This is a genomic window from Fonticella tunisiensis (assembly GCF_004364155.1).
GTDB classification, from domain to species: Bacteria; Bacillota; Clostridia; order Clostridiales; family Caloramatoraceae; genus Fonticella; species Fonticella tunisiensis.
Genome location: NZ_SOAZ01000024.1, coordinates 1 through 19912 on the forward strand (window position 1 = coordinate 1; position 19912 = coordinate 19912).

Annotated in this window: 20 protein-coding genes, 2 tRNA genes and 1 other annotated feature; of the genes, 3 read left to right on the plus strand and 19 right to left on the minus strand. The window is 38.4% G+C overall.

What is annotated here, in order from left to right; translation table 11 throughout:
- The first annotated feature begins 352 nt into the window (after positions 1–352).
- Positions 353–880 (plus strand): hypoxanthine phosphoribosyltransferase, encoded by a 528-nt coding sequence (gene hpt / locus EDD71_RS11785; protein ID WP_133628944.1) that lies wholly within the window; start codon positions 353–355, stop codon positions 878–880.
- Positions 881–1005: 125 nt separating this feature from the next.
- Here hpt and EDD71_RS11790 read toward each other — a convergent pair.
- The 4 genes from EDD71_RS11790 to EDD71_RS11805 form a co-directional block, all read right to left on the minus strand.
- Positions 1006–1082, minus strand: a tRNA-Ile gene (locus EDD71_RS11790).
- Between the two features lie 103 nt (positions 1083–1185).
- Positions 1186–1261: transfer RNA gene (locus tag EDD71_RS11795), tRNA-Ala, on the minus strand.
- Between the two features lie 72 nt (positions 1262–1333).
- Positions 1334–2011: a sporulation protein YunB gene (yunB, locus tag EDD71_RS11800; protein ID WP_133628945.1), complete on the minus strand. Its 678-nt coding sequence runs from the start codon at positions 2009–2011 to the stop codon at positions 1334–1336.
- Between the two features lie 97 nt (positions 2012–2108).
- Complete coding sequence (locus EDD71_RS11805; RefSeq protein ID WP_133628946.1) at positions 2109–3536, minus strand: glycosyltransferase family 2 protein; 1428 nt, start codon at positions 3534–3536, stop codon at positions 2109–2111.
- 439 nt (positions 3537–3975) lie between these two features.
- On the opposite strand from EDD71_RS11805, the gene EDD71_RS11810 reads away from it, so the two are divergent.
- On the plus strand, positions 3976–6489 hold the full coding sequence (locus tag EDD71_RS11810; RefSeq protein ID WP_133628947.1) for a transglycosylase domain-containing protein: 2514 nt from the start codon (positions 3976–3978) through the stop codon (positions 6487–6489).
- 31 nt (positions 6490–6520) lie between these two features.
- Here the strand turns inward: EDD71_RS11810 and spoVAEA are convergent, their stop codons facing one another.
- The 9 genes from spoVAEA to EDD71_RS11850 form a co-directional block, all read right to left on the minus strand.
- Positions 6521–7081: a stage V sporulation protein SpoVABEA gene (spoVAEA, locus tag EDD71_RS11815; RefSeq protein WP_133628948.1), complete on the minus strand. Its 561-nt coding sequence runs from the start codon at positions 7079–7081 to the stop codon at positions 6521–6523.
- Between the two features lie 12 nt (positions 7082–7093).
- A complete protein-coding gene (gene spoVAE, locus EDD71_RS11820) occupies positions 7094–7450 on the minus strand; it encodes a stage V sporulation protein AE (RefSeq protein ID WP_133628949.1) in 357 nt (118 codons plus the stop codon).
- Between the two features lies 1 nt (position 7451).
- Positions 7452–8468, minus strand: coding sequence for a stage V sporulation protein AD (gene spoVAD / locus EDD71_RS11825; RefSeq protein WP_133628950.1), 1017 nt, complete (start codon positions 8466–8468; stop codon positions 7452–7454).
- Between the two features lie 9 nt (positions 8469–8477).
- The gene (gene spoVAC, locus EDD71_RS11830; RefSeq protein WP_423244829.1) at positions 8478–8885 is read right to left on the minus strand and encodes a stage V sporulation protein AC; all 408 of its coding nucleotides are present in this window, start codon (positions 8883–8885) and stop codon (positions 8478–8480) included.
- Between the two features lie 49 nt (positions 8886–8934).
- On the minus strand, positions 8935–9078 hold the full coding sequence (locus EDD71_RS15410; RefSeq protein ID WP_166636471.1) for a hypothetical protein: 144 nt from the start codon (positions 9076–9078) through the stop codon (positions 8935–8937).
- Between the two features lie 178 nt (positions 9079–9256).
- Entirely contained in the window at positions 9257–10015 is a 759-nt protein-coding gene (sigF, locus tag EDD71_RS11835; protein ID WP_133628952.1) for an RNA polymerase sporulation sigma factor SigF, read from the minus strand.
- 17 nt (positions 10016–10032) lie between these two features.
- Entirely contained in the window at positions 10033–10458 is a 426-nt protein-coding gene (spoIIAB, locus tag EDD71_RS11840; protein ID WP_133628953.1) for an anti-sigma F factor, read from the minus strand.
- Between the two features lie 13 nt (positions 10459–10471).
- Complete coding sequence (gene spoIIAA / locus EDD71_RS11845; RefSeq protein ID WP_133628954.1) at positions 10472–10807, minus strand: anti-sigma F factor antagonist; 336 nt, start codon at positions 10805–10807, stop codon at positions 10472–10474.
- A 176-nt stretch (positions 10808–10983) separates the two neighbouring features.
- Complete coding sequence (locus EDD71_RS11850; RefSeq protein WP_166636472.1) at positions 10984–12219, minus strand: M16 family metallopeptidase; 1236 nt, start codon at positions 12217–12219, stop codon at positions 10984–10986.
- A gap of 186 nt (positions 12220–12405) precedes the next feature.
- Here EDD71_RS11850 and speE point away from each other — a divergent pair, with 186 nt between their 5' ends.
- Positions 12406–13245 carry a polyamine aminopropyltransferase gene (gene speE, locus EDD71_RS11855; protein WP_133628956.1) on the plus strand — a complete coding sequence of 280 codons (840 nt, stop codon included), beginning with the start codon at positions 12406–12408 and terminating at the stop codon, positions 13243–13245.
- Positions 13246–13369: 124 nt separating this feature from the next.
- Here the strand turns inward: speE and trpS are convergent, their stop codons facing one another.
- From trpS to EDD71_RS11885, 6 genes are all read right to left on the minus strand, one after another.
- Positions 13370–14374 carry a tryptophan--tRNA ligase gene (gene trpS, locus EDD71_RS11860; protein WP_133628957.1) on the minus strand — a complete coding sequence of 335 codons (1005 nt, stop codon included), beginning with the start codon at positions 14372–14374 and terminating at the stop codon, positions 13370–13372.
- A 241-nt stretch (positions 14375–14615) separates the two neighbouring features.
- Positions 14616–14822: a binding site (T-box leader), on the minus strand.
- Positions 14823–15042: 220 nt separating this feature from the next.
- Positions 15043–16773: an Eco57I restriction-modification methylase domain-containing protein gene (locus EDD71_RS11865; RefSeq protein ID WP_133628958.1), complete on the minus strand. Its 1731-nt coding sequence runs from the start codon at positions 16771–16773 to the stop codon at positions 15043–15045.
- Between the two features lie 121 nt (positions 16774–16894).
- Positions 16895–17140, minus strand: a complete 246-nt coding sequence (locus tag EDD71_RS11870; protein WP_133628959.1) for a hypothetical protein — start codon at positions 17138–17140, stop codon at positions 16895–16897.
- A 227-nt stretch (positions 17141–17367) separates the two neighbouring features.
- Positions 17368–17874, minus strand: a complete 507-nt coding sequence (locus EDD71_RS11875) for a GAF domain-containing protein (protein ID WP_133628960.1) — start codon at positions 17872–17874, stop codon at positions 17368–17370.
- Between the two features lie 109 nt (positions 17875–17983).
- Complete coding sequence (locus EDD71_RS11880; protein WP_133628961.1) at positions 17984–18625, minus strand: cyclodeaminase/cyclohydrolase family protein; 642 nt, start codon at positions 18623–18625, stop codon at positions 17984–17986.
- 294 nt (positions 18626–18919) lie between these two features.
- Positions 18920–19906, minus strand: a complete 987-nt coding sequence (locus EDD71_RS11885) for a hypothetical protein (RefSeq protein WP_133628962.1) — start codon at positions 19904–19906, stop codon at positions 18920–18922.
- Between the last annotated feature and the right edge of the window lie 6 nt (positions 19907–19912).

Sequence of the window (19912 nt, forward strand, 5' to 3'; positions counted from 1 at the left end):
CTTTTTCCCTTCCAAAATTTCAATAAAATAGAAAAAATCTAATTTCCTATAAAGAAAAAAGCTTTACTGGAAATTAGATGCGAAATCTCTGTTAATGCTTTACTATTCTTGACAAGTTGTTGACTTTAATTTATATTAATTTTAAATTAATCCGTTGTGCTGGTTTAAAAACTGAGCGAAGGCGCATTCGTGAACCTTTCTAGGCTGTGCGAATCAGGTGCTATAGAACTTCTTTGCGAAGCGCAGCAGCTGCTGGGATATATTTTTTATCTCATCGCCAGTCTTTAAATTTATCTGGCACAACGAGTTAAATTATGAGTTTGTGTTACACTATACAAAAGGAGGTGCTCCAATGGAAGGCAGAAAGGAAAACATACTTATATCAGCAGATGAAATCGCTAATAAAGTCACAGAAATTGGCAAAATAATTTCCGAGGATTATAAGGACAAAAAGCTATACGTTCTCTCCCTCCTTAGGGGAAGCTTCATATTTACTGCTGATCTGGTAAGACAGATAAAGGTTCCTGTAAAAATTGGATTTATGGCTACTTCAAGCTACGGCCACGGCGAAGTTTCCTCTGGAAACGTTAAGGTAGTTCAGGACATAGCCGATGATATCGAAGGTTATGATGTGCTTGTAGTGGATGACATAGTTGATTCAGGGATTACAATGAAATTCGTTATGGAATACCTAAAAAAATACAACCCGGCAAGCATTAAGTCATGCGTTCTTCTTGACAAACCGGAAAGAAGAAAGGTTGAAATAAATCCAGATTACTGCTGCTTCACAATACCCGATGTTTTTGTTGTTGGATACGGCTTAAACTATGGGGATTATTACAGAAATGTACCCTATGTATTTAACTGGGAGGCAGAATAGATTATAAATTAGGCCTTTCAAACAAAAAACCTGACTAGACTCAGGTTTTTTGTTTTACCTATTAGAGGATAATATAATCCTTAAAAAAAGAAAGGAGCAGAGTATGTTTATACTTTGCTCCCAAATGGTGGGCTCAAGTGGAATCGAACCACCGACCTCACGCTTATCAGGCGTGCGCTCTAACCGTCTGAGCTATGAGCCCTTGATTAAAAGACCAGATATCTGAAGTTAAAAGTCAGCAATTTGATAAATCAAGTAGAGATTTAACCTTCTGACCTCTCACCTTCGACTTCCGTCTTCTATAGTGGTGGAGATGAGGAGATTCGAACTCCTGACCCCCTGCTTGCAAGGCAGGTGCTCTCCCAACTGAGCTACACCCCCACGTCCTCCGTGCTTTTTTATATTATCATAATATGTATTTCAAGTCAACAACAATTTTTCACAAATAGCATCCTAGCGATTAAAAGTACCATAGTTGTTGCTTCCGGAGTTTCCCGGTGTGTTCTGGAAATTTCCATAAAACTCCGGCACTTTGCCAACTATAATGCTTTCAGCAATCGGAATGCTTGAAGTCAAAGAAACACTATTCTTTGCAAGGGGAATTATAACTAGTATATTCGTTGTAACATCGAGATAAACGATGTGTCTTGTTTGATTTATCCCAGCTGCCTCAAACTCAGACCTGTAGGTCGTATTAACAGAACCTACGGGCTGCATCTTAAAGGTAATTTTAGGCCCATATTGGGCAAACAAATCGTTTTTTAACAAAACCCCTAAAGGAATTTTTACAGACCTTGGCTCTATGTTCTGAATCCTCTTCTGCACAGAAATGGCTACTTCAGAACCAATTCTATTCAGCTCCACGGTATTTGCCTGTATCATCACCACGTTTCCATCCTTATCAGTCTTAACGTTCATGATATCGTCATATGAGATCTTATTTCCAAATTCCCTGCTTACAGTTTCATTTATGGTCTGTGTCGCCGTAATTCTCGCCTCAGCATCGCAGTAGGCCATAAGTATAGGCCTTAAATCATGATCTAATTTGTATAAAAAGTATATAAAAAATGTAAAAAAAACTATTAGAAAAACCCACTTTTTATACTTTGATTTTTTTAGGGCCCCCGTCATAAAAACACCCCCTTCCTTCTATAATATGCATAACAGGGATGTTTTGACACTTACAGCCTGTACTTTTTTAAAAATAAAAGAGTCAGAAACTGACTCTTTAAGCTATAGACTTGTTTTCCATACCCTCAATTTCATTGATGCTTATTTGCCTTGTATGCTTTGTATGGCTCCACTCTTTTTTATTTTTATCCATTATACCCTGAATGGTTATAGGTATCCATGTCAATGTATAAATGCCATAGAGAAGATACCATATAAATAACTTAAAAGACTTTTTACCTTCAAGCCAGAGTATGACCATTAAAAATAGTGATAAATACAATCCATGGGCTAAAGCAAGTACAAGGAAATTGGTATCGTTGTCAAAAATAGCACTCATGATAAATATGTTCATAGAATATAAAGCGAAAAAGGCAAGAATTCTTTTTGAAAGCTTTTTTTCAAGAACCATCACAAATGGAGTAAACAGAAACTGAAATACGCTGAAGATTTTCCATACAACGGGGTTAAATATAGAATCAATAACAAATATGTTAAACCCGCTTCCTGTTCCATTGTTATTTTGAATAAAGTTTAATAAAACCGATATACCAAGTCCTATTACAACAAAGGGCTGAACAGTGTAAAGTGCACAGTCAAAGGCTACTAAATCTTTATCCCTAAAGGCCTTTTTCATAAGCTTTGTAAAAAACCTTGATGCAACATCTGCAAACCCCTGCATCCACCTTTTCCTTTGATACCATGACTGTTTAAGGGTTAATGGTTTTTCATCGTATACAACTGCATTGTGGGCCCAGCCAACCTTATACCCATTTAAAACAAGCTTGCACGTAAATTCAAGGTCTTCAGTTAAACATGTAGCTCCCCATCCAAACTCCTTTAAAAGCTCAGTTTCAACACAAAAACCTGTTCCTCCAATCTGGTTTGATAGTCCAAGCTTTGCCCTTGAAGCCTGGAAAAGCCTGTTTGCAGTCCAGAAGGAAATGGAATAGGATTCCGTAATCCATGAATCATGAGGATTCTTGCTGTCTATATATCCCTGAACAACCCTGTACCCTTCCTTGAGCTTTCTATTCATTTCCCTGAGAAAGTTTCTGGAAGCAAGGTTGTCGGCATCAAATACAACAACTGCATCGTATTTCTTTTTCATTTTAAAGATGTTGTTGAACATCCACTCAAGGGCATAACCTTTACCTCTTTTATCGGAGTTAAACCTTTCATATACCTTTGCACCATGCTTTTCTGCTACAAGCTTTGTGTTATCGGTACAGTTGTCCGCTATTACAAATATATCATAGAGTTCACTCGGGTAATCCTGATTTTTAAGGCTCTCAACTATTTGCCCTATAACCATTTCCTCGTTGTGTGCAGCAACTATTAAAGCAAATGTTTTTTCGGGACTTACATCATCGGTGTTCTCCTCTTTAAGGCGGAGACCAAAAATCGAAATCACAAGATAATATCCGGATAATATAAACATGAAAATCTGGAATATCATGGTGATATTATATATTAGCTCACTCATCTTCATTCCTCCAAACGATAGCATAAGCCGTCAGTATTTTTGCATTAATAAACCTTTATTGAGCCATGTAGCAGATAAATAATACAAAAAGATACCTGTTAATATCTTTTTCCAAACCCAAGGTATTTATTCCGATAAACTGATAAATTATTCCAATAAATCTTTACTACCATGCTTTATTATAGCTATTTTATAGGATTAATAAAGTCATTTCACAGATTATTAATAATTAATTAATAATCATTTAGTACATTTGTATCGTTTGTACAATATAATCAACTTAAATGCTGTCTGTACATATAGAATTTAAAGAACTAACAGTTTCTAATTTTTGCTAATTTAAATTTGTTTTATGGATATAATAAGGATAAAATGTTATAATATCATAAAGGCCTGTCAATAATTAATAATGTTTCTATCCTTATGAAGGAGGTTAATTATGGAATCAAAAAACAGGACAAGTGAAAAAAATAGAAAAAAACATAAAAAGGGAATCGGCAAAGTTGTTTTACTGTCCTTTTTAATATTGTTCTTACTTGTTGGAGCAGCAGGGGCAGGTGTTTTAGTGGCTGTCATTAAATCGGCACCTGCAATCAATTACGACATAATTGATAATCTCAAGGAAAGCAGTAAAATATATGACAGCCAGGGTAATTTCATTGCCAACTACACCGATGGGGAAACGAGGAATATAGTTGATCTTAAGGATATACCAGAATATACCAAAAACGCATTTATAGCTATAGAAGATACAAGGTTTAAAACCCATCACGGAATAGATATAAAGAGAATATTCGGCGCTCTCTGGGTTGATATAAAGACAATGTCACTCGCTGAAGGGGCATCAACCATAACCCAGCAGCTTATTAGAAACTATGCGCTTACTCTGGATAAAAATTGGACAAGAAAGCTTCAGGAGATGTATCTGGCAGTTCAGCTTGAAAGACATAAAACCAAGGATGAAATACTAAACGCCTATCTCAACACAATACACCTTGGAGGAAACAAGTTTGGTGTACAGGCTGCCTCAAAGTTTTACTTTGGTAAAGATGTAAAAAATATAACAATTGCTGAAAGCGCCCTTCTTGCAGCAATGCCAAAGGCACCTTCAAGACTATATCCATTCAGCGAAAAAAATATGAAGGATCCAACGGAATATGTCACCCGCCAGAGACTTGTTTTAAGCAAGATGCTTGAGCAGGGCTTTATAACAAAGGAACAGTACGATGAGGCTCTTAAGGAGGATATAGTTGCAACAATCAAATCACAGTATAACAAAAAAGAATCGGCAAGTTCCTCCATGAAATATCAATGGTTTATAGAACCTGCAATGGATCAGATTGCCCAGGATTTTGCTGATAAATATGGAATATCGAAGGCCGAAGCCATGCAAAGGCTCAGAACCCAGGGATACAGTATATATTTAACAATGGACACAAGAATCCAGCAAAGGGCTGAGGATGCCGTAAACAACTACAAAGGTTATCCTAAAATAAAGGTTGAATCAAAAAAGGTCAGCCCATATGACCCAAATATTGTAGAACCTCAGGCGGCCGGAGTCATCATAGACGTAACAAACGGCGCCGTGAAGGCAGTTGTTGGAGGACGTGGGGATCATCCAGAAATGTCAACCAACAGAGCTACCCAGGTCCAGAGACAGCCTGGTTCAACAATCAAGCCCCTTGGGGTTTATGCTCCTGCAATAGAAACAGAAAAGGCTACAGCTGCAACACCGCTATATGATGCCCCCCTTCCAACAGAATTCTGGAAAGGTTATGGCTGGAAAACACAGCCTAAAAACTACGATGGTGCTTATGACGGCCTTATGACGCTAAGGCAGGCGATTACAAAATCTCAGAACATACCTGCTATAAAGGTGTGGGATATGGTGGGATCAAATGTTTCAAGGGATTTCCTTATAAACAAGTTCCACCTGGGAAATCAGATTGCATCTTCAGATACAGGTCCCGCATCACTTGCTCTTGGAGGTTTAACAGAGGGTGTTACACCCCTTAGAATGGCTGCAGCCTACAGCGTTTTTGCAAACAACGGCATATACTCAGAACCTATGTTTTATACGGTAGTTAAGGATAATAAAGGAAGTATCGTCCTTGAAAGAAAACCGGAACAGTCAAAGTCATTATCACCGCAGGCTGCATATATAATGGTTGACCTTCTGGAATCCGTAGTTAAAAACGGTACAGGTAAGGCTGCAAACCTTGGTTCAATGCCAACAGCAGGAAAGACAGGAACCTCAAATGACTGGCAGAATGGATGGTTTGCCGGAATAACTCCATACTATGCAGGGGTTTTCTGGATAGGTCATGACGATCCAAATTTCTCATTTGACGGAAAGCATAATTCGTACAGCAAGCTTCAGGGTGCAACTGTTGCTCCTTTATGGAAGGAGGTAATGCTTGAAGCCCATAAGGGACTTCCCGTAAAGGACTTTAAAAGGCCATCTGGAATTGTAACTGCCCAGGTATGCCTTGATTCTGGAAATGCAGCAACTTCACTATGTTCCCAGGATCCAAGGGGAAACAGGGTTGTTTCAGATATATTCATTAAGGGAACTGAGCCTGTTGAACTTTGCGATGTGCATACTACTGCGAAGATAGACATCAGAACCGGAAAACTTGCAAGACCTGATACTCCCGCTCAATTTGTGCAGGAAAAGGTGTTTATAAAGCCCTATCCAAATTCTATAATACTCGATAAGGATAAGCCATATATACTCCCCACCGAATACACCGACGCACCAAGCACTGTTCCGCAGCCGCCAACGAATACCAACCCTCCTACCGGTACCGATAATACTGGAAACACCGGAAATACTGGCGGTGCAAACGATAATGGCAATACGAACAATCCTAATAATAATGGCAGCGGCAGTAATGGCGGTAATAATAATGGGAATAATGGAAATAACGGAAATAACCACACAACCCCGTAGCTTTTAAAAGGAATCGGTTCATCCGATTCCTTTACTTTTTCTCTTCATTTAACTTGATTATCTCTTTTAGAGCTTTAGTTATAATCGGCGCTCCGATTTCAATATCGTCAAATCCATCCATCTTGCCTGGATCGCCTACGCCAACAATTACCGGCGCTTTTAAATCATTAAGAACATCCAGAGTGTCTCCCTTTATTATTCTCCCATCCCTGGAATTACCATGCTTATCCACCGCCTTTTCAATTATATTTCCATCCCGATCCACGGATAAATTGACCTTTACTCCCCTTACATGCTTTGTATTCGATGCTACTGCAACTATGCCAAGCACTTCAACATCCGGGCTTTCAAGTATATATTCCATGGCTTTTTCCCCAGCGCCTTTATGGGTGTTACCCCTGTCATCTACCATTACAACAACAGGATCATGCTTGGCCTCCTTTATAAGCTCTACTATCTTTTCACCTGAAAGGGGTGTAGGGTTTCCTGCAGAGCTTGAAATGCATCTTCCTCCAATGTTTTTTGCTGCAATCTCTACAGCCTTTTGAGCTATTGTATCTCCATCTGTAACAAGTATAACATTTCGCTTCATTCATTCAGCTCCTTAATTTTTAGTTCTGGGTTTAAAAATTAAAGCCATGATATATCCAAAGAAAACCGCTGCCGCCATTCCTGCTGATGCAGCTTTAATGCCTCCTGTAAAGGCACCTATTATTCCATTTTTTTGTACCTCCTCAATTGCCCCCCTGGCAAGTGAATACCCAAAACCTGTAAGAGGAATAGATGCACCTGCCCTTCCGAATTCTGCAATGGGCTTATATACGCCAACTGCACCGAGTATAACCCCTGCGGTAACGAATATTACAAGTATTCTTGCCGATGTTAGTTTAGTTTTCTCCATCAATATTTGACCAATAAGGCAAATAGTTCCTCCAACTAAAAAGGCTCTTATATAATCCATGCTATATCCTCCCTTCTATTGCTACAGCATGGGCTATTCCAGGTATTGATTCCCCTTGCTGCGTGCTTGTTGGGCTTAGAAGGGCTCCCGTTGACATTATTAAAAGCCTCTTTATGTTTCCCTTCTTTATCTGGCTATATAAATATCCACAAAACACCACTGCAGAGCATCCACATCCGCTTGCGCCAGCATGTACATCCTGCCTGTCAGAGTCGAATATTTCAATTCCGCAGTCTGTAAAGTTTTGAGAAATATCATATCCGTTTTCCTTTACCATATCAATTGTAAGCTGCCTTCCTACCTGCCCCAGATCCCCTGATATTATTAAATCGTAGTCCTGGGGTTTAAATCCCGTATCCTTAAAATGCCTTATTATGGTGTCTGCTGCTGCAGGTGCCATTGCAGCTCCCATATTGTTGGCATCCTTAATCCCAAAATCCATTACCCTCCCAGTGGTAACATATGTAATATACGGTCCCTCTCCATTTCTTCCTACTACGGCAGCACCCGCTCCCGTTACAGTCCACTGTGCTGTGGGAGGCCTCTGGGTTCCAAGCTCAAGTGGAAATCTGAACTGCCTCTCTGCCGAACTAAAATGGCTTGACGTTGCCGCGACGGCATAATCTGAATACCCTCCATCGGTGATCATGGCTGCAAGGCTCAAGGATTCTGTCATGGTTGAACACGCTCCATAAAGTCCAAAAAATGGTATTTTAAGATCCCTTGCTACAAAGCTTGAGGACGTTATTTGATTTAGAAGATCCCCCTCAAAAAGATAATCAACCCTATCGGGAGTCATCCCAATCTTTTTAAGTGCCATTCTAACTGCTTCCCTTGCCATTTTACTCTCCGCCTTTTCCCAGGAGTCTTCATCATACAGGTCATCACTTATTATTAAATCAAAGTATTCCCTTAAAGGCCCCTCCCCTTCCTTCGGTCCAACTATTGAAGCTGTAGAAACTATTGATGGTGGATTTTTAAATTTTACCGTCTGAAGTCCTATCTTTTTCTCTGCCATACTTCCACCTCACCTTATAAAATAATATATTAACCCCACTATAATGGAAGCTGATATGCCGTATACAAGCACAGGGCCTGCTATAACGAACATTTTAGCCCCAACTCCAAAAACGTATCCTTCCCTCTTAAACTCCATTGCAGGGGACACTACGGAGTTTGCAAAGCCCGTAATTGGAACTATAGACCCAGCCCCTGCATGTTTTCCTATATTATCGTAAACGCCAATTCCTGTTAAAAAGGCTCCCAAAAAAATCATAACCGCTGCCACATAGGAATTAACCTCATCCTTTGGTATACCAAGGGATAAAAAATAGTTCATTACAAGCTGGCCAACATCGCAAATAAGCCCCCCGACGATAAAAGCTGCTGCACAATTCTTTAAAAAACTCGATGAAGGTCCTACCTTTTCAGCCATTTTTAAATAATCCTTCTTAATCTCTTCTTCCTTTGACCTTTCCATGGAATCACCTACTGTCCTTTATTTTTTCATTTTCACCCACCAGCGCTGATGATAAATCCACCCTCACTTTGCCATAATCAAACCTTGTATGTTTATCTTCTCTCTGCTTAACCTTTGAAATATCGCATCTTTTACCGCTATAATACAAAATATCACCTCCTGCTTATACAGTTATTTTTCCTCATAATTTATATTTAATGTAACTTGTTGTGCTGGTTCTTCTGTAAATAAGCAAGATAAAAAATATATGAAATTCACATTTAGAAAGCGAATAACTGAGATAGCTTAAAACAAAAAGGGCAAGGACCTAATGATCCCTACCCTTTTTAAGTCATAGCCTTTCTTAAATAATCCAGTACCTTCTTTTCAATTCTTGATACCTGTACCTGGGATATTCCAAGCCTCTCTGCTATCTGGCTTTGAGTCATATCCTTAAAATACCTGAGAATGATAACCTGTCTTGCCTTTGGGTCTAAATTGCCTATCAGTTCCTTTAATGCGACCCTGTCAATCAAATCCGAGCCATAGTCATTTCCATCGCTTTTTATCTTGTCAATAAGAAGAACTGGAGAACCATCATCCTGATGAATGGTTTCATATAGATATTCAGGGGCATTTAGGCTGTCCAGGCTCATAACAACGTCTTCAGAGGTTATGCAGAGCTCATTTGCAATTTCCTCAACGGTTACTTCCCTCCCATATTGTTTGGAAAGCTTCTCCTTTGCATGTTTAACCTTTTTGGCCGTTTCCTTTACATTTCTGCTTACCTTGATGATGCCATCATCCCTTATAAACCTTTTTATCTCTCCCATGATCATGGGAACTGCATATGTTGAAAATTTGACGTTGAGGCTGGTATCAAAATTTTTTATGGCTTTAATAAGCCCTATGGAACCTATTTGAAACAAATCCTCATACTCGTATCCTCTGTTTAAAAACTTTTTAACTATAACAGAAATGAGCCCTATGTTCGAGTTTATAAGTATGTCCTGAGCTTCCCGGTCTCCCTGCTGGCTTCTTCCTATAAGTTCCATAACCTCTTCATGGCTCTGAAACTTATAGCTTATGGATGAACTATCTTTCATATATATTCCTCCATAGATTAAAAGGATTTGAATTCCTTTGTCATCTTTACCCTTGTCCCTTTAAGAGGTTCTGATTCCACTTCAAGACTGTCCATAAAGGTTTCCATAACGGTGAAACCCATTCCTGACCTTTCAAGCTCAGGCCTGGATGTATATAATGGCTGCTTTGCAAGTTCAACATCTTCTATTCCCTTGCCATAGTCTGTGACAATCACCGTAAGGGTTCTGCCTTCAATTTTACATTCTATCTCTATCTTCCCACTGGAATTTTCGTAGCCATGTATGATTGCATTTGTAACGGCCTCTGAAACGGCGGTTTTCACATCTGAAAGCTCCTCTATGGTTGGGTCCAGCTGAGAAGCAAAGGCGGCAACCACAACCCTTGCAAAGGCTTCATTTTGAGATTTGCTTGGAAACTCTATTTTCATTTCATTTTTAAACATAGTACATCCCCCTTTATAAATTCAAAACGGCTTCATCAATATCCCTGTATTCCTTTATTATTTTGAAAAGGCCCCCAAGTTCAAAAACCTTTTTAACAGGAGAAGCCAGGTTTACAATGGCTACCTTTCCGCCCCATTCAGAAACTTTTCTAAATCTCCCTATAACCACACCAATCCCTGAGCTGTCCATAAAGTTAACTCCGGAAAAATCCAGTATTAAATTTTTTACACCAAGCTCGTCTATTTTATTATCAATCTTTATTCTGACCCTCTCCGCCGAATGGTGATCAAGCTCTCCAAGCATTGTAACCACAAGGGCTCCCTTTTTTTGGCTAAACTTTAAGTTCATTAGAATCCCCCCAAAAAATACATATTAACTTATATATTCTATAAAATGTAAATTTTTCCTTCTAAAGTATAAAAAAACTACGGAATAATCGTTTAAATTATTCCCATTCTGACTTAATTTTATACAGGTCTTTTGAAAATCAAACCAAATTTCAACAAAATAAGGTTATGGAAAATCTACGCCGGCAATAAAATATGAATTAAAGGCTCCTTAAACACCTTCTCAATAACCCCTTTGATATCCTCTACATTAATTGAATTCATCATTTCCAGGACCTCCTGAAAGTTTAGGGGATTTTCATAATTGATTTCTCCATCCAGGAGATATTCCACCATATGGGAAGAGGATTCAAGAGCGATTGCCATATGGGTAAAGAACATATCCTTAATCGTTTTAATGCTTTCTTCATTAATGCCTAGCTCATTTTTCTTACAGTTATCAATGACCTTTTCTATGACGTTCATCGTATCCTTCAGATTTTCCTCTGAAATACCTGCATATATATAAAACATCTTTAAATTCTTAATAAAGTCAATGCTGCTGTATACACTATATGCATATCCCCTTTTATCGCGAAGCTCTTTAAATAATATCGAGTTGGCACCTGCACCTATTTTCTCATTCAAAAGTGTCAGAGCCACCTCTTCCCTTCTGCTTAAACTCTGAATGTCAAAGGCGTAAATAAGATGTGTCTGACTCAATCCCTTCCTATGCCTTACAACCCTTCGAGGATTAATTGCATATTTTCCCTCTGCAAGTACAGGCGCTTCTTTTCCGACCCATTTTCCGAAATACTTTTCCACCATATTAACTACTTCATCATGGCTGTAGGAACTCACAACACATATCGCGGCATTTTTTGGAACATAGTAGTTTCTATAAAATTCCTTAAGCATATTTATTTTAATGCCCTTCACCGATTTTATGGTGCCTGCTATATAATACTTATGCCATGATTCAGGAAAAGCAGCCTTAAAAAGCCCCAGGTATGACTGCTCCTCAGGGTCATCCTTATCCATTTTTATTTCCTCAATGATAACCTTTTTTTCAAGCCTGAATTCCCTTTCAGGGAATATGGAGTTCATCATCATGTCCGATATTATTTCAAGGCACTCCTCTCCCTTTTCCTTCATAACATCTGCGGTAAGAACGGTGCTGCCATAGGTTGTATATATATCAATATCACCCGCCAGCCTTTCAATATCATCATTAAGCCTATCCATATTCCTGTTTATTGTTCCTTTAAAGAGCATATGCTCAACCATATGTGCTATTCCATTGTTGTCTTTATCCTCATAAAGGGACCCTGCCTTAATTCCCATACCAAGTGAGAAGATATCGCTATCTCTGCAGGCAGTTATAACACTAAGTCCATTGCTTAAAATCGTCTTCTGTACCTCTATGTTTTTCATCCTCAACCTCACCATTTCATATTTGCAGTAAATATATTTTAGCATAAAGAAAGGAAAAATCCATATAGGTTCAAAATGTATTTTTATATTGTACAATCCGCATAATAATGATAAAATGCACTATGTACATATTGACATTGCTTGGATAGCATTATTTCATGAATTACAAACAGGGGAGGTAATCATATGGATTTATGGCTCAAAGAAATGCAGCTTGAAGGTGAAGGCGTGGCTATGTCCTACAAGATAAAGGAAACTCTTGTCAGGAAGAAAACCAAATATCAGGATCTTGCAATTGTTGATGCTGAAGTTTTTGGAAGAATGCTTGTACTTGACGGAATAGTACAAACAACCATAAAGGACGAATTTATATACCATGAAATGATTACTCATGTTCCTCTTTTCACCCATCCCAACCCAAAAAAGGTGCTTGTAGTTGGCGGCGGAGACGGAGGTGCAATAAGAGAAATCCTAAGGCATCCTTCCGTGGAGAAGGCTGTTTTATGTGAAATAGACGGAGATGTTATAGAAGAATGTAAAAAATATCTGCCTGAAATAAGCCATGCCCTTGATGATCCAAGGTGTGAAATATTCGTAGGTGACGGAATTCAATACGTGAAGGACCACAAAAACGAATTCGACGTAATAATTGTAGACTCCACTGACCCCTTCAGCATTGCCGAGGGACTATTCGGTGGAAACTTCTATAAGGACATCTATGATGCTCTTACGGAGGATGGTCTTTTCATAGCCCAGACCGAAACGCCTTTCTTCCTTCCAGACACAGTTAGAAAGGTGTTTAATGACGCAAAAGCTATTTTCCCAATAACAAAGTTATTTATGGCAGGAATTCCTACATATCCTGGTGGATACTGGAGCTTTACCATAGGTTCTAAAAAATATGATCCATCACAGGTTGATACAACCAAAATACCTGATTGGGACACTAAATATTACACCCCAGAACTGCACAAAGCTGCATTTGTGCTTCCAAAATACATAAAGGATGTAATTGGTGAAAAATAACAAAAACCACTCTTGGGATAACCAAGGGTGGTTTTTTGTTATTTTTCAGCTTCTCTTCACTCATTTATCTTAAATCGATTAGCGAAAACAAAAACACCCCGATTTCTCCATCGGGGCGGTAGTTTTACTCGTATTTTCTCGGTATAAAACCGACCTTTTTATAAACCTTTCTCAGGGTTTTCGCCGCAGCCCTTTCTGCCTTATTTGCACCATCCATATAAACCTTTTCAAGGTAGTCCCTGTTGCTTAGAAGATAGTCAACCTTTTCTCTAATTGGCCTTAAGGCTTCTATTATAACCTCCGCCGTATCTTCCTTGAACTTTCCATATCCCTGTCCTTCATACCTGTTTACTATATCATCAACGGACTCCCCAGAAAGCTTTGAATATATCGTTATAAGGTTTTTAATTCCCATCTGTTCATCTGAATATCTCACAACTCCAACCGAGTCGGTAACTGCCCTTTTAATCTTTCTTCTTATATCTTCCGGCTTATCGAGAAGAAGTATATATGCATTTTCATTTTCATCGGATTTTGACATCTTCTTTTCGGGTTCCTGAAGGCTCATGATTCTGGCACCAACCTTTGGAATATAGGCTTCCGGAACCTTAAAGGTTTCGCTATACCTGCTGTTAAACCTCTTGGCAATATCCCTTGCAAGTTCAAGGTGCTGCTTCTGATCCTCACCAACCGGCACCAGATCCGTCTGGTAAAGAAGTATATCGGCTGCCATAAGCACAGGATAGGTAAAAAGTCCCGCATTTAAGTTAGCCTCGCTCTTTTTTGATTTCTCCTTAAACTGCGTCATCCTGTTGAGCTCTCCCATATAGGTAAGGCAATTTAAAACCCATGCCAGTTCAGTATGGGCACTTACATGGGATTGAATAAATATAGTGTTTTTCTCAGGATCCAGACCCATTGCAATATACTGTGCAAGCTGAGTCAAAGATCTCTTTCTAAGAAGGGCAGGCTCCTGAGGAACGGTTATTGCGTGAAGGTCAACTATGCAGTAATAACAGTCAAATTCATCCTGAAGCTCAACCCAGTTTTTAAACGCCCCTATATAATTGCCAAGGGTTAATTCACCCGATGGCTGTGCTCCGCTGAATATAACCTTTTTGTCTCCCATAAAATCATCTCCTTCTGAATTTATATGCATATATATTAAACTGTTGTGTTAGCTATTTATCTTACCCTCACCATCCTGCAAGGATATTTTCTCTATTTTGATTAGCCAGAAAGTAGCAAAGGAATTGATTTACCCCGAACCTTAGAACTCCTCTGAACAAGGGAAGCAGTAAATGAAATATGTTTTTTCCATGAAAACGAAATTATATAAATTTTAGTAATACAAAAAGCCCTCCATCTCAAAAAGAGACGAAAGGCTGCTTCCGCGGTACCACTCCCATTGGCCATAGGCCCACTCTATCCCGTAACGGGGGACATCCGTCAAATCCTACTAAAATTCAGACTGCACTCATGAGCCCATTCAGCATATTCCTTATATCGGGCTTCCACCATTCCCGAATCGCTGTTATAAGGTTGATATACCTACTAGCCTCAATCATCGTTTTAACTATTTTGTTGACGCTCCGCACGCCTGAAGGCATAGGATTCTTTGGTGTAGTCGGTAGTGCATAAAGCACCATAGGCGACAGCCCTGTTACCAGGCTGCCCAGCTTGTCGTATTAGAGTCTTGTACTTGTAGCCATCGAATGATGGATTAACTATATTATACAAAAAATGACTTGCCAGCACAAGTGCGACATTCATCCCATGCCAAAAGACGCTAAATTTCTATTTACACCAGCCTTTTATAATCTCATATTCTTCACCGGTGATTCCAAAGTATTTATTTAGGACACTATCAAGCCTGTCCCTTAAATCATCGCCCTTCTTTATAACCTCCTTCTCAAGCTCAGGAATATATTCCGGTATTTTCAGCGTCATTATTTTATTGGGATAGTATTCGTAAATGTCATCTCCAAGCTTTTTTGCCATGATCTTTATATAAAATTCATATATTCTGCTGTTCAAAATCCCCAGCAAAAACTCATAGCTAATGGTATTTATAAACATATCCCTTATTTTAATGGCATAAACGTCTGCACTGAAATAGCTTCCCCTATCAAGGGCAAATCTGTTTCTCGAGGCTTTAAAGGGATAAATTATTTTCAAATCATCAAAAAGTTCAGGCCTTCTCCCCCATTGAAGCTCATACCATTTTCTTCTTCCATTTATACATTCCCTTCTTCTCTCCAGCCTATCCCTAAACCTTTCTATGTAGCTAATTGCGTTTTTATATTTTTCTTCACAACATATTAAATCAGAATAAATGATAACCTCATCTGAGGGCTGAACGTTAAAGGCTTCCACATTTTTATTTTTAATCCATGGCCTTAGCACATCCCTTTCTATTCCAAGGGCTTCGGCCTCATCCACTTTAAGTACAAAGGCATCGTCACAGCCCGTAATAATGCCCTGGTATCCCTCGCACAGGGTATTAAGCTCAACACCCTTTATTTTGTTTAAAATCGACTCCTCCAATTCGTCTAAAAACATCCATCTGTCATCCCTCATCCTTTGCATATCCACACTTATATGCCTTGAATAGATGTTTTCCCAGGATTTAATATCCCTAAAAACCTCCTCTCCCCTTCCCTTCGCCTCCTCCATCAGCCTGAAATAGTGGGTTTTCTCCCCCTGTTCATCCTTTATAAACTCCATTATCATATTGTCAACCCCTGCCCCCTTTATTACCCTTACACCATAGAAGTCAATTAGAGTTGATATCGTCCCAGACTTTTTAATATATCTTCTTAGCTTTTCACCATTTAGAGCCTCAAGCAGATATCTGGAAGTAAAAAATAGAAGTTTTCCTCCATCTTCAAGGCTGTCTATTGATTTTTTTATGAAACAATAGGATATATCCCCCTTGTCTGAAAACACCTCGCCATACAATCTATAAAGCTCTTCTCTATAGCTTCCGGTTAAAACCTTGTGCCCCATATACGGTGGATTGCCAATTATGATATCATACTTTTCTTTAGAATCTAAAAGGAAATCCTTCTTATCTATATTTTTAAAAACGTATCCCGTCCTGTCATAGAGCTCCAGAGCCGTAATCATAACTGCGTTTTCATCTATATCAGATCCATATAAATTATTTTGAAGAACATGCTCCTCAACGTTTGCCAATCCCTCATCCCTTCCTTTTTGGACAAGATGTTCAAAAAGGGATATGAGAAAATATCCACCTCCACAGGAGGGGTCGGCTATCCTTATATATGGATTTTCCTTTAAACTAACATCCTCTAAAGCCCTCTTAACCATAAAATCCACGATCTCATGGGGAGTATAGAAGCTTCCCATTTGCTTTTTTAATTCTTTGTAGCATAAATTCTGGTAAACTTCACCTATGCTTCTTTTTATGTTCCACTTTTCTTTAAAAACATGAAGAGAAGGCTCTTCTCCCCTGTTTATTCTTTCATAAACGTTTCTTATATCTGTAACAAAATCCCTCAGCATTTCAGCCCTCCTTTAATCAGACTAATAAAATTATAACTGTAAAGCCTCCTTTTATCAAAACCTATGTCAAACATATCCCAGGCACCTATAAAAAAACCACCCAAATTGGGTGGATATTAAATCAAAGTATCTTCCTTACCTTTTCAGCTTCATATTCCCTGATAAACTTATTATTCGATTCGTCCCTTATAAGAAGCCTTACAACACCATCCTTTATCTTTAAAACCTTTCCTTTCAATTTGCTTCCAATAACGTTAACCGGGGCTCCTGCCACAAGCTCCTTAAGGGTTTCATTCTTACAAAAATCACATGACAAATCACTCTTTACCACTCTTTTACATCTGGTACAATAATAAAGTTTGCTCATATACATACCTCCCAACTATTTTTGGGCAATGATGGATATAAAACTGCTTTAGAGCAACATACAAACTTCTTAAATTCTATATAACTTGCATAAACTGCCATATAACTAATATATTCTATATATTTAGAAAATTTCCTTCATATACTGATAAGAAGATAAAAAGAATTAAATGGAAATGAAAGGCTGAAGAGAATAAAAAATGGGGCGGGTTTTTATACCCGCCTACCCTATACCCTTGTTAGCTCATCCCAGTTGATATATTTGTTAAGTTTCTCTACAAACTCTTCAAGATAAAGCTTATCCACCTCATCAAATCTATCAAATACTGGGGCGTCAATATCAAGTACTCCATATAATACATCATTCTTTACAATCGGAACCACTATCTCCGATCTTGAGGCCGCATCACAGGCTATATGCCCTTCAAATTCCAGCACATTTGGAACCACATATGTTTTTCTATCCCTTGCAGCGCTTCCACAAACGCCTCTGCCAACCTTTATCCTTGTACATGCAACCTTCCCTCCAAAGGGCCCTAAGACAAGCTCACCATCCTTCATAATATAAAAGCCTGCCCAGTTTATGTTCTCCAGATTATTAAATAGATGTGCTGCACTGTTGCTTAGATTTGCGAGGGAATCATTTTCTGATGATATGAGACCTTCAAGGGTCGTAAGAAGCAGCTTATAAAACTTCTCCTTGTCATCTGCAACTATTTTACTATTGTCGTGCATATTTTCACCTCCCAGAAGTATATTCTATCATAAATCAACATACAGCAATACTCCTGTCTCCATTTTGAATTGCCGAAAAGCTTTAAGCTATTAACCTTTTCCCCTGCATTTACAGCTTTCCTTCCACCAGTTCAATAATACGTTCTTTTCTTTCCTTTGCAAGTTCAAGAAGGCCTTCACATTCCCTGGAAGCTGTATCAACCACATTCCTATCCTTTATAGCCGCAAGGTTAATCCTTACATTTAAAACTGCACTTTCAAGGGCAGAAAGTGCAAAAAGTGCCCCCACTCCTGCATCGGATATGGCATTGGGATTGCCATACTTTGCAGAAATTTCGAGAAGGTCGAATATTTCAATGGCTTTACGGGCCATTTTAAGGGGCACTTCCATAGCGCCTTTATATGCCTCCTGTATGCTTCTGCTTCTTATGTCCTTCTCCTCCTCACTTTCCTTTGGAAGTTTAAAGGCAGCCATAACCTTATTAAATGCATTTATATCCTCATCCATAAGCTCAAGGAACTCATCCTTAAGCTCTCCCGCCCTCAAAAGGCTTTTATTAATCTTTTCCTTTACAGAATCATCGTATTCGTTATAAAACTTCTTTCCAGTTGTTAAATTGAAAACCATACCCGCCAGAGCAGCGCCAATGCACGCTCCAAGTGCAGCCGCAGAACCACCTCCTGGGGCAGGCATACTTGAGTAAAGTTTATCCATAAACTCCTTAACGGACAACTTCTCAATTTTTTCCATGATATCCCTCCTTAATGGTACAAACAACCATTTCTAATAACAATTTTATCACCTTTAACAGCAATATCAACATGGTTTATTTCTGCCCATTTCCAATTCTGAGCGAAATCGACAGTTCCCATGCCAGCCTGGTCCTCTTTTTTATCATATCGTCAAGGTAAAGTTAAAAAAAGTGGCTAACAAGCCGTAGTGAAATCCGTTATACTTAAGGATATGCAAGTTTAACGAATTCGCCTGGCTTGTCAGCCGCATCATATATTAAAACTCTTTGAATTGAGTGGTGTGAAGGCTGTTTTAAATGTCCTCCTCCGTTATGAGGTTTTGCGAATCAACATAGGTTATTGTACTGTCGCTGATATCTATTATCTTCACATCAGGTTTTATCCTTATATTTTTTTGATTTATTAAATCATATACATGATCTTTATAGACTAGATATATCCTGTTATCCTTGCTATAAACATCTTCGTAGGAAGTATCATCAATATTCATCTGGTAACTAACCCTTTCATCCTTAACAACGTATATGGTTTTAGCATCTTCCATTGACATGAGGTATAGATTATCATCCTCATCAACTCCAAGGAGTTTAAATTTATTTTCCTTTCCGTATTTAAAAAGTCTATTATTTATATATACGTTGTTTTTATAATCCTCATACACGAGTACATCCTCGTTGTTTAAAAGATTCACAGCATCTATTTTTTTATTCGATACAGCAATTGATACCGTTTTCATGATGTTTATTCTATAGATGTTGTTCTGTATTTCGTTTTTTGCCTTCGTCTCAACGTTTACATAAATAACATTAGTATACTTTGAATATTTTACATCATCTATTCTGTAAAAGTTCTTTACTGGAAAGGCCTTATGGTCTGCACTCTCATCCCTTGCAATGTCGTAAGTTTTAATATAAAGCCTTCCATTTGCATAAACGAAATACATAACGATACTTCCATTATCAATCGGAGCTGCATATACTACAGGATTAAGCTCATTTATTTCTTTAACAAGTTTATCGTTTTTTATATTCTTTATATAGATATTTCCCTTATTAACATAGGTCACATAATCCGTATCATGTACTCTTGAAACATACTCAGCTCCCTCCGGAAGCTTGACATGAAGATTAAGGGCGTTTACAATAAAACTTCCCTTTTTCTCTTCCGATATATCGGTGTTTTCTGAAAGAAGCACATTGTTTACATAGTATAAAGGTGTAAGAGTTATAACAACGCCTATAATCGAATATATTATCAGCTTCTTAATTATCCTTTTCATAATACC

What these genes read in the sequence shown, in the direction of transcription:
- spoVAD (WP_133628950.1), bottom strand. Translation starts at nt 8,468, where the DNA reads ATGGCAGAGAAAAAGATAGGACTTCAGACGGTAAAATTTAAAAATCCA.
- EDD71_RS11885 (WP_133628962.1), bottom strand. Translation starts at nt 19,906, where the DNA reads ATGAAAAGGATAATTAAGAAGCTGATAATATATTCGATTATAGGCGTT.
- hpt (WP_133628944.1), top strand. Translation starts at nt 353, where the DNA reads ATGGAAGGCAGAAAGGAAAACATACTTATATCAGCAGATGAAATCGCT.
- EDD71_RS11875 (WP_133628960.1), bottom strand. Translation starts at nt 17,874, where the DNA reads ATGCACGACAATAGTAAAATAGTTGCAGATGACAAGGAGAAGTTTTAT.
- spoVAE (WP_133628949.1), bottom strand. Translation starts at nt 7,450, where the DNA reads ATGGATTATATAAGAGCCTTTTTAGTTGGAGGAACTATTTGCCTTATT.
- spoIIAA (WP_133628954.1), bottom strand. Translation starts at nt 10,807, where the DNA reads ATGAACTTAAAGTTTAGCCAAAAAAAGGGAGCCCTTGTGGTTACAATG.
- EDD71_RS11870 (WP_133628959.1), bottom strand. Translation starts at nt 17,140, where the DNA reads ATGAGCAAACTTTATTATTGTACCAGATGTAAAAGAGTGGTAAAGAGT.
- speE (WP_133628956.1), top strand. Translation starts at nt 12,406, where the DNA reads ATGGATTTATGGCTCAAAGAAATGCAGCTTGAAGGTGAAGGCGTGGCT.
- yunB (WP_133628945.1), bottom strand. Translation starts at nt 2,011, where the DNA reads ATGACGGGGGCCCTAAAAAAATCAAAGTATAAAAAGTGGGTTTTTCTA.
- trpS (WP_133628957.1), bottom strand. Translation starts at nt 14,374, where the DNA reads ATGGGAGACAAAAAGGTTATATTCAGCGGAGCACAGCCATCGGGTGAA.
- EDD71_RS11880 (WP_133628961.1), bottom strand. Translation starts at nt 18,625, where the DNA reads ATGGAAAAAATTGAGAAGTTGTCCGTTAAGGAGTTTATGGATAAACTT.
- spoVAC (WP_423244829.1), bottom strand. Translation starts at nt 8,885, where the DNA reads ATGGCTGAAAAGGTAGGACCTTCATCGAGTTTTTTAAAGAATTGTGCA.
- EDD71_RS11810 (WP_133628947.1), top strand. Translation starts at nt 3,976, where the DNA reads ATGGAATCAAAAAACAGGACAAGTGAAAAAAATAGAAAAAAACATAAA.
- EDD71_RS11865 (WP_133628958.1), bottom strand. Translation starts at nt 16,773, where the DNA reads ATGCTGAGGGATTTTGTTACAGATATAAGAAACGTTTATGAAAGAATA.
- spoVAEA (WP_133628948.1), bottom strand. Translation starts at nt 7,081, where the DNA reads ATGAAGCGAAATGTTATACTTGTTACAGATGGAGATACAATAGCTCAA.
- EDD71_RS11805 (WP_133628946.1), bottom strand. Translation starts at nt 3,536, where the DNA reads ATGAGTGAGCTAATATATAATATCACCATGATATTCCAGATTTTCATG.
- EDD71_RS11850 (WP_166636472.1), bottom strand. Translation starts at nt 12,219, where the DNA reads ATGAAAAACATAGAGGTACAGAAGACGATTTTAAGCAATGGACTTAGT.
- spoIIAB (WP_133628953.1), bottom strand. Translation starts at nt 10,458, where the DNA reads ATGTTTAAAAATGAAATGAAAATAGAGTTTCCAAGCAAATCTCAAAAT.
- sigF (WP_133628952.1), bottom strand. Translation starts at nt 10,015, where the DNA reads ATGAAAGATAGTTCATCCATAAGCTATAAGTTTCAGAGCCATGAAGAG.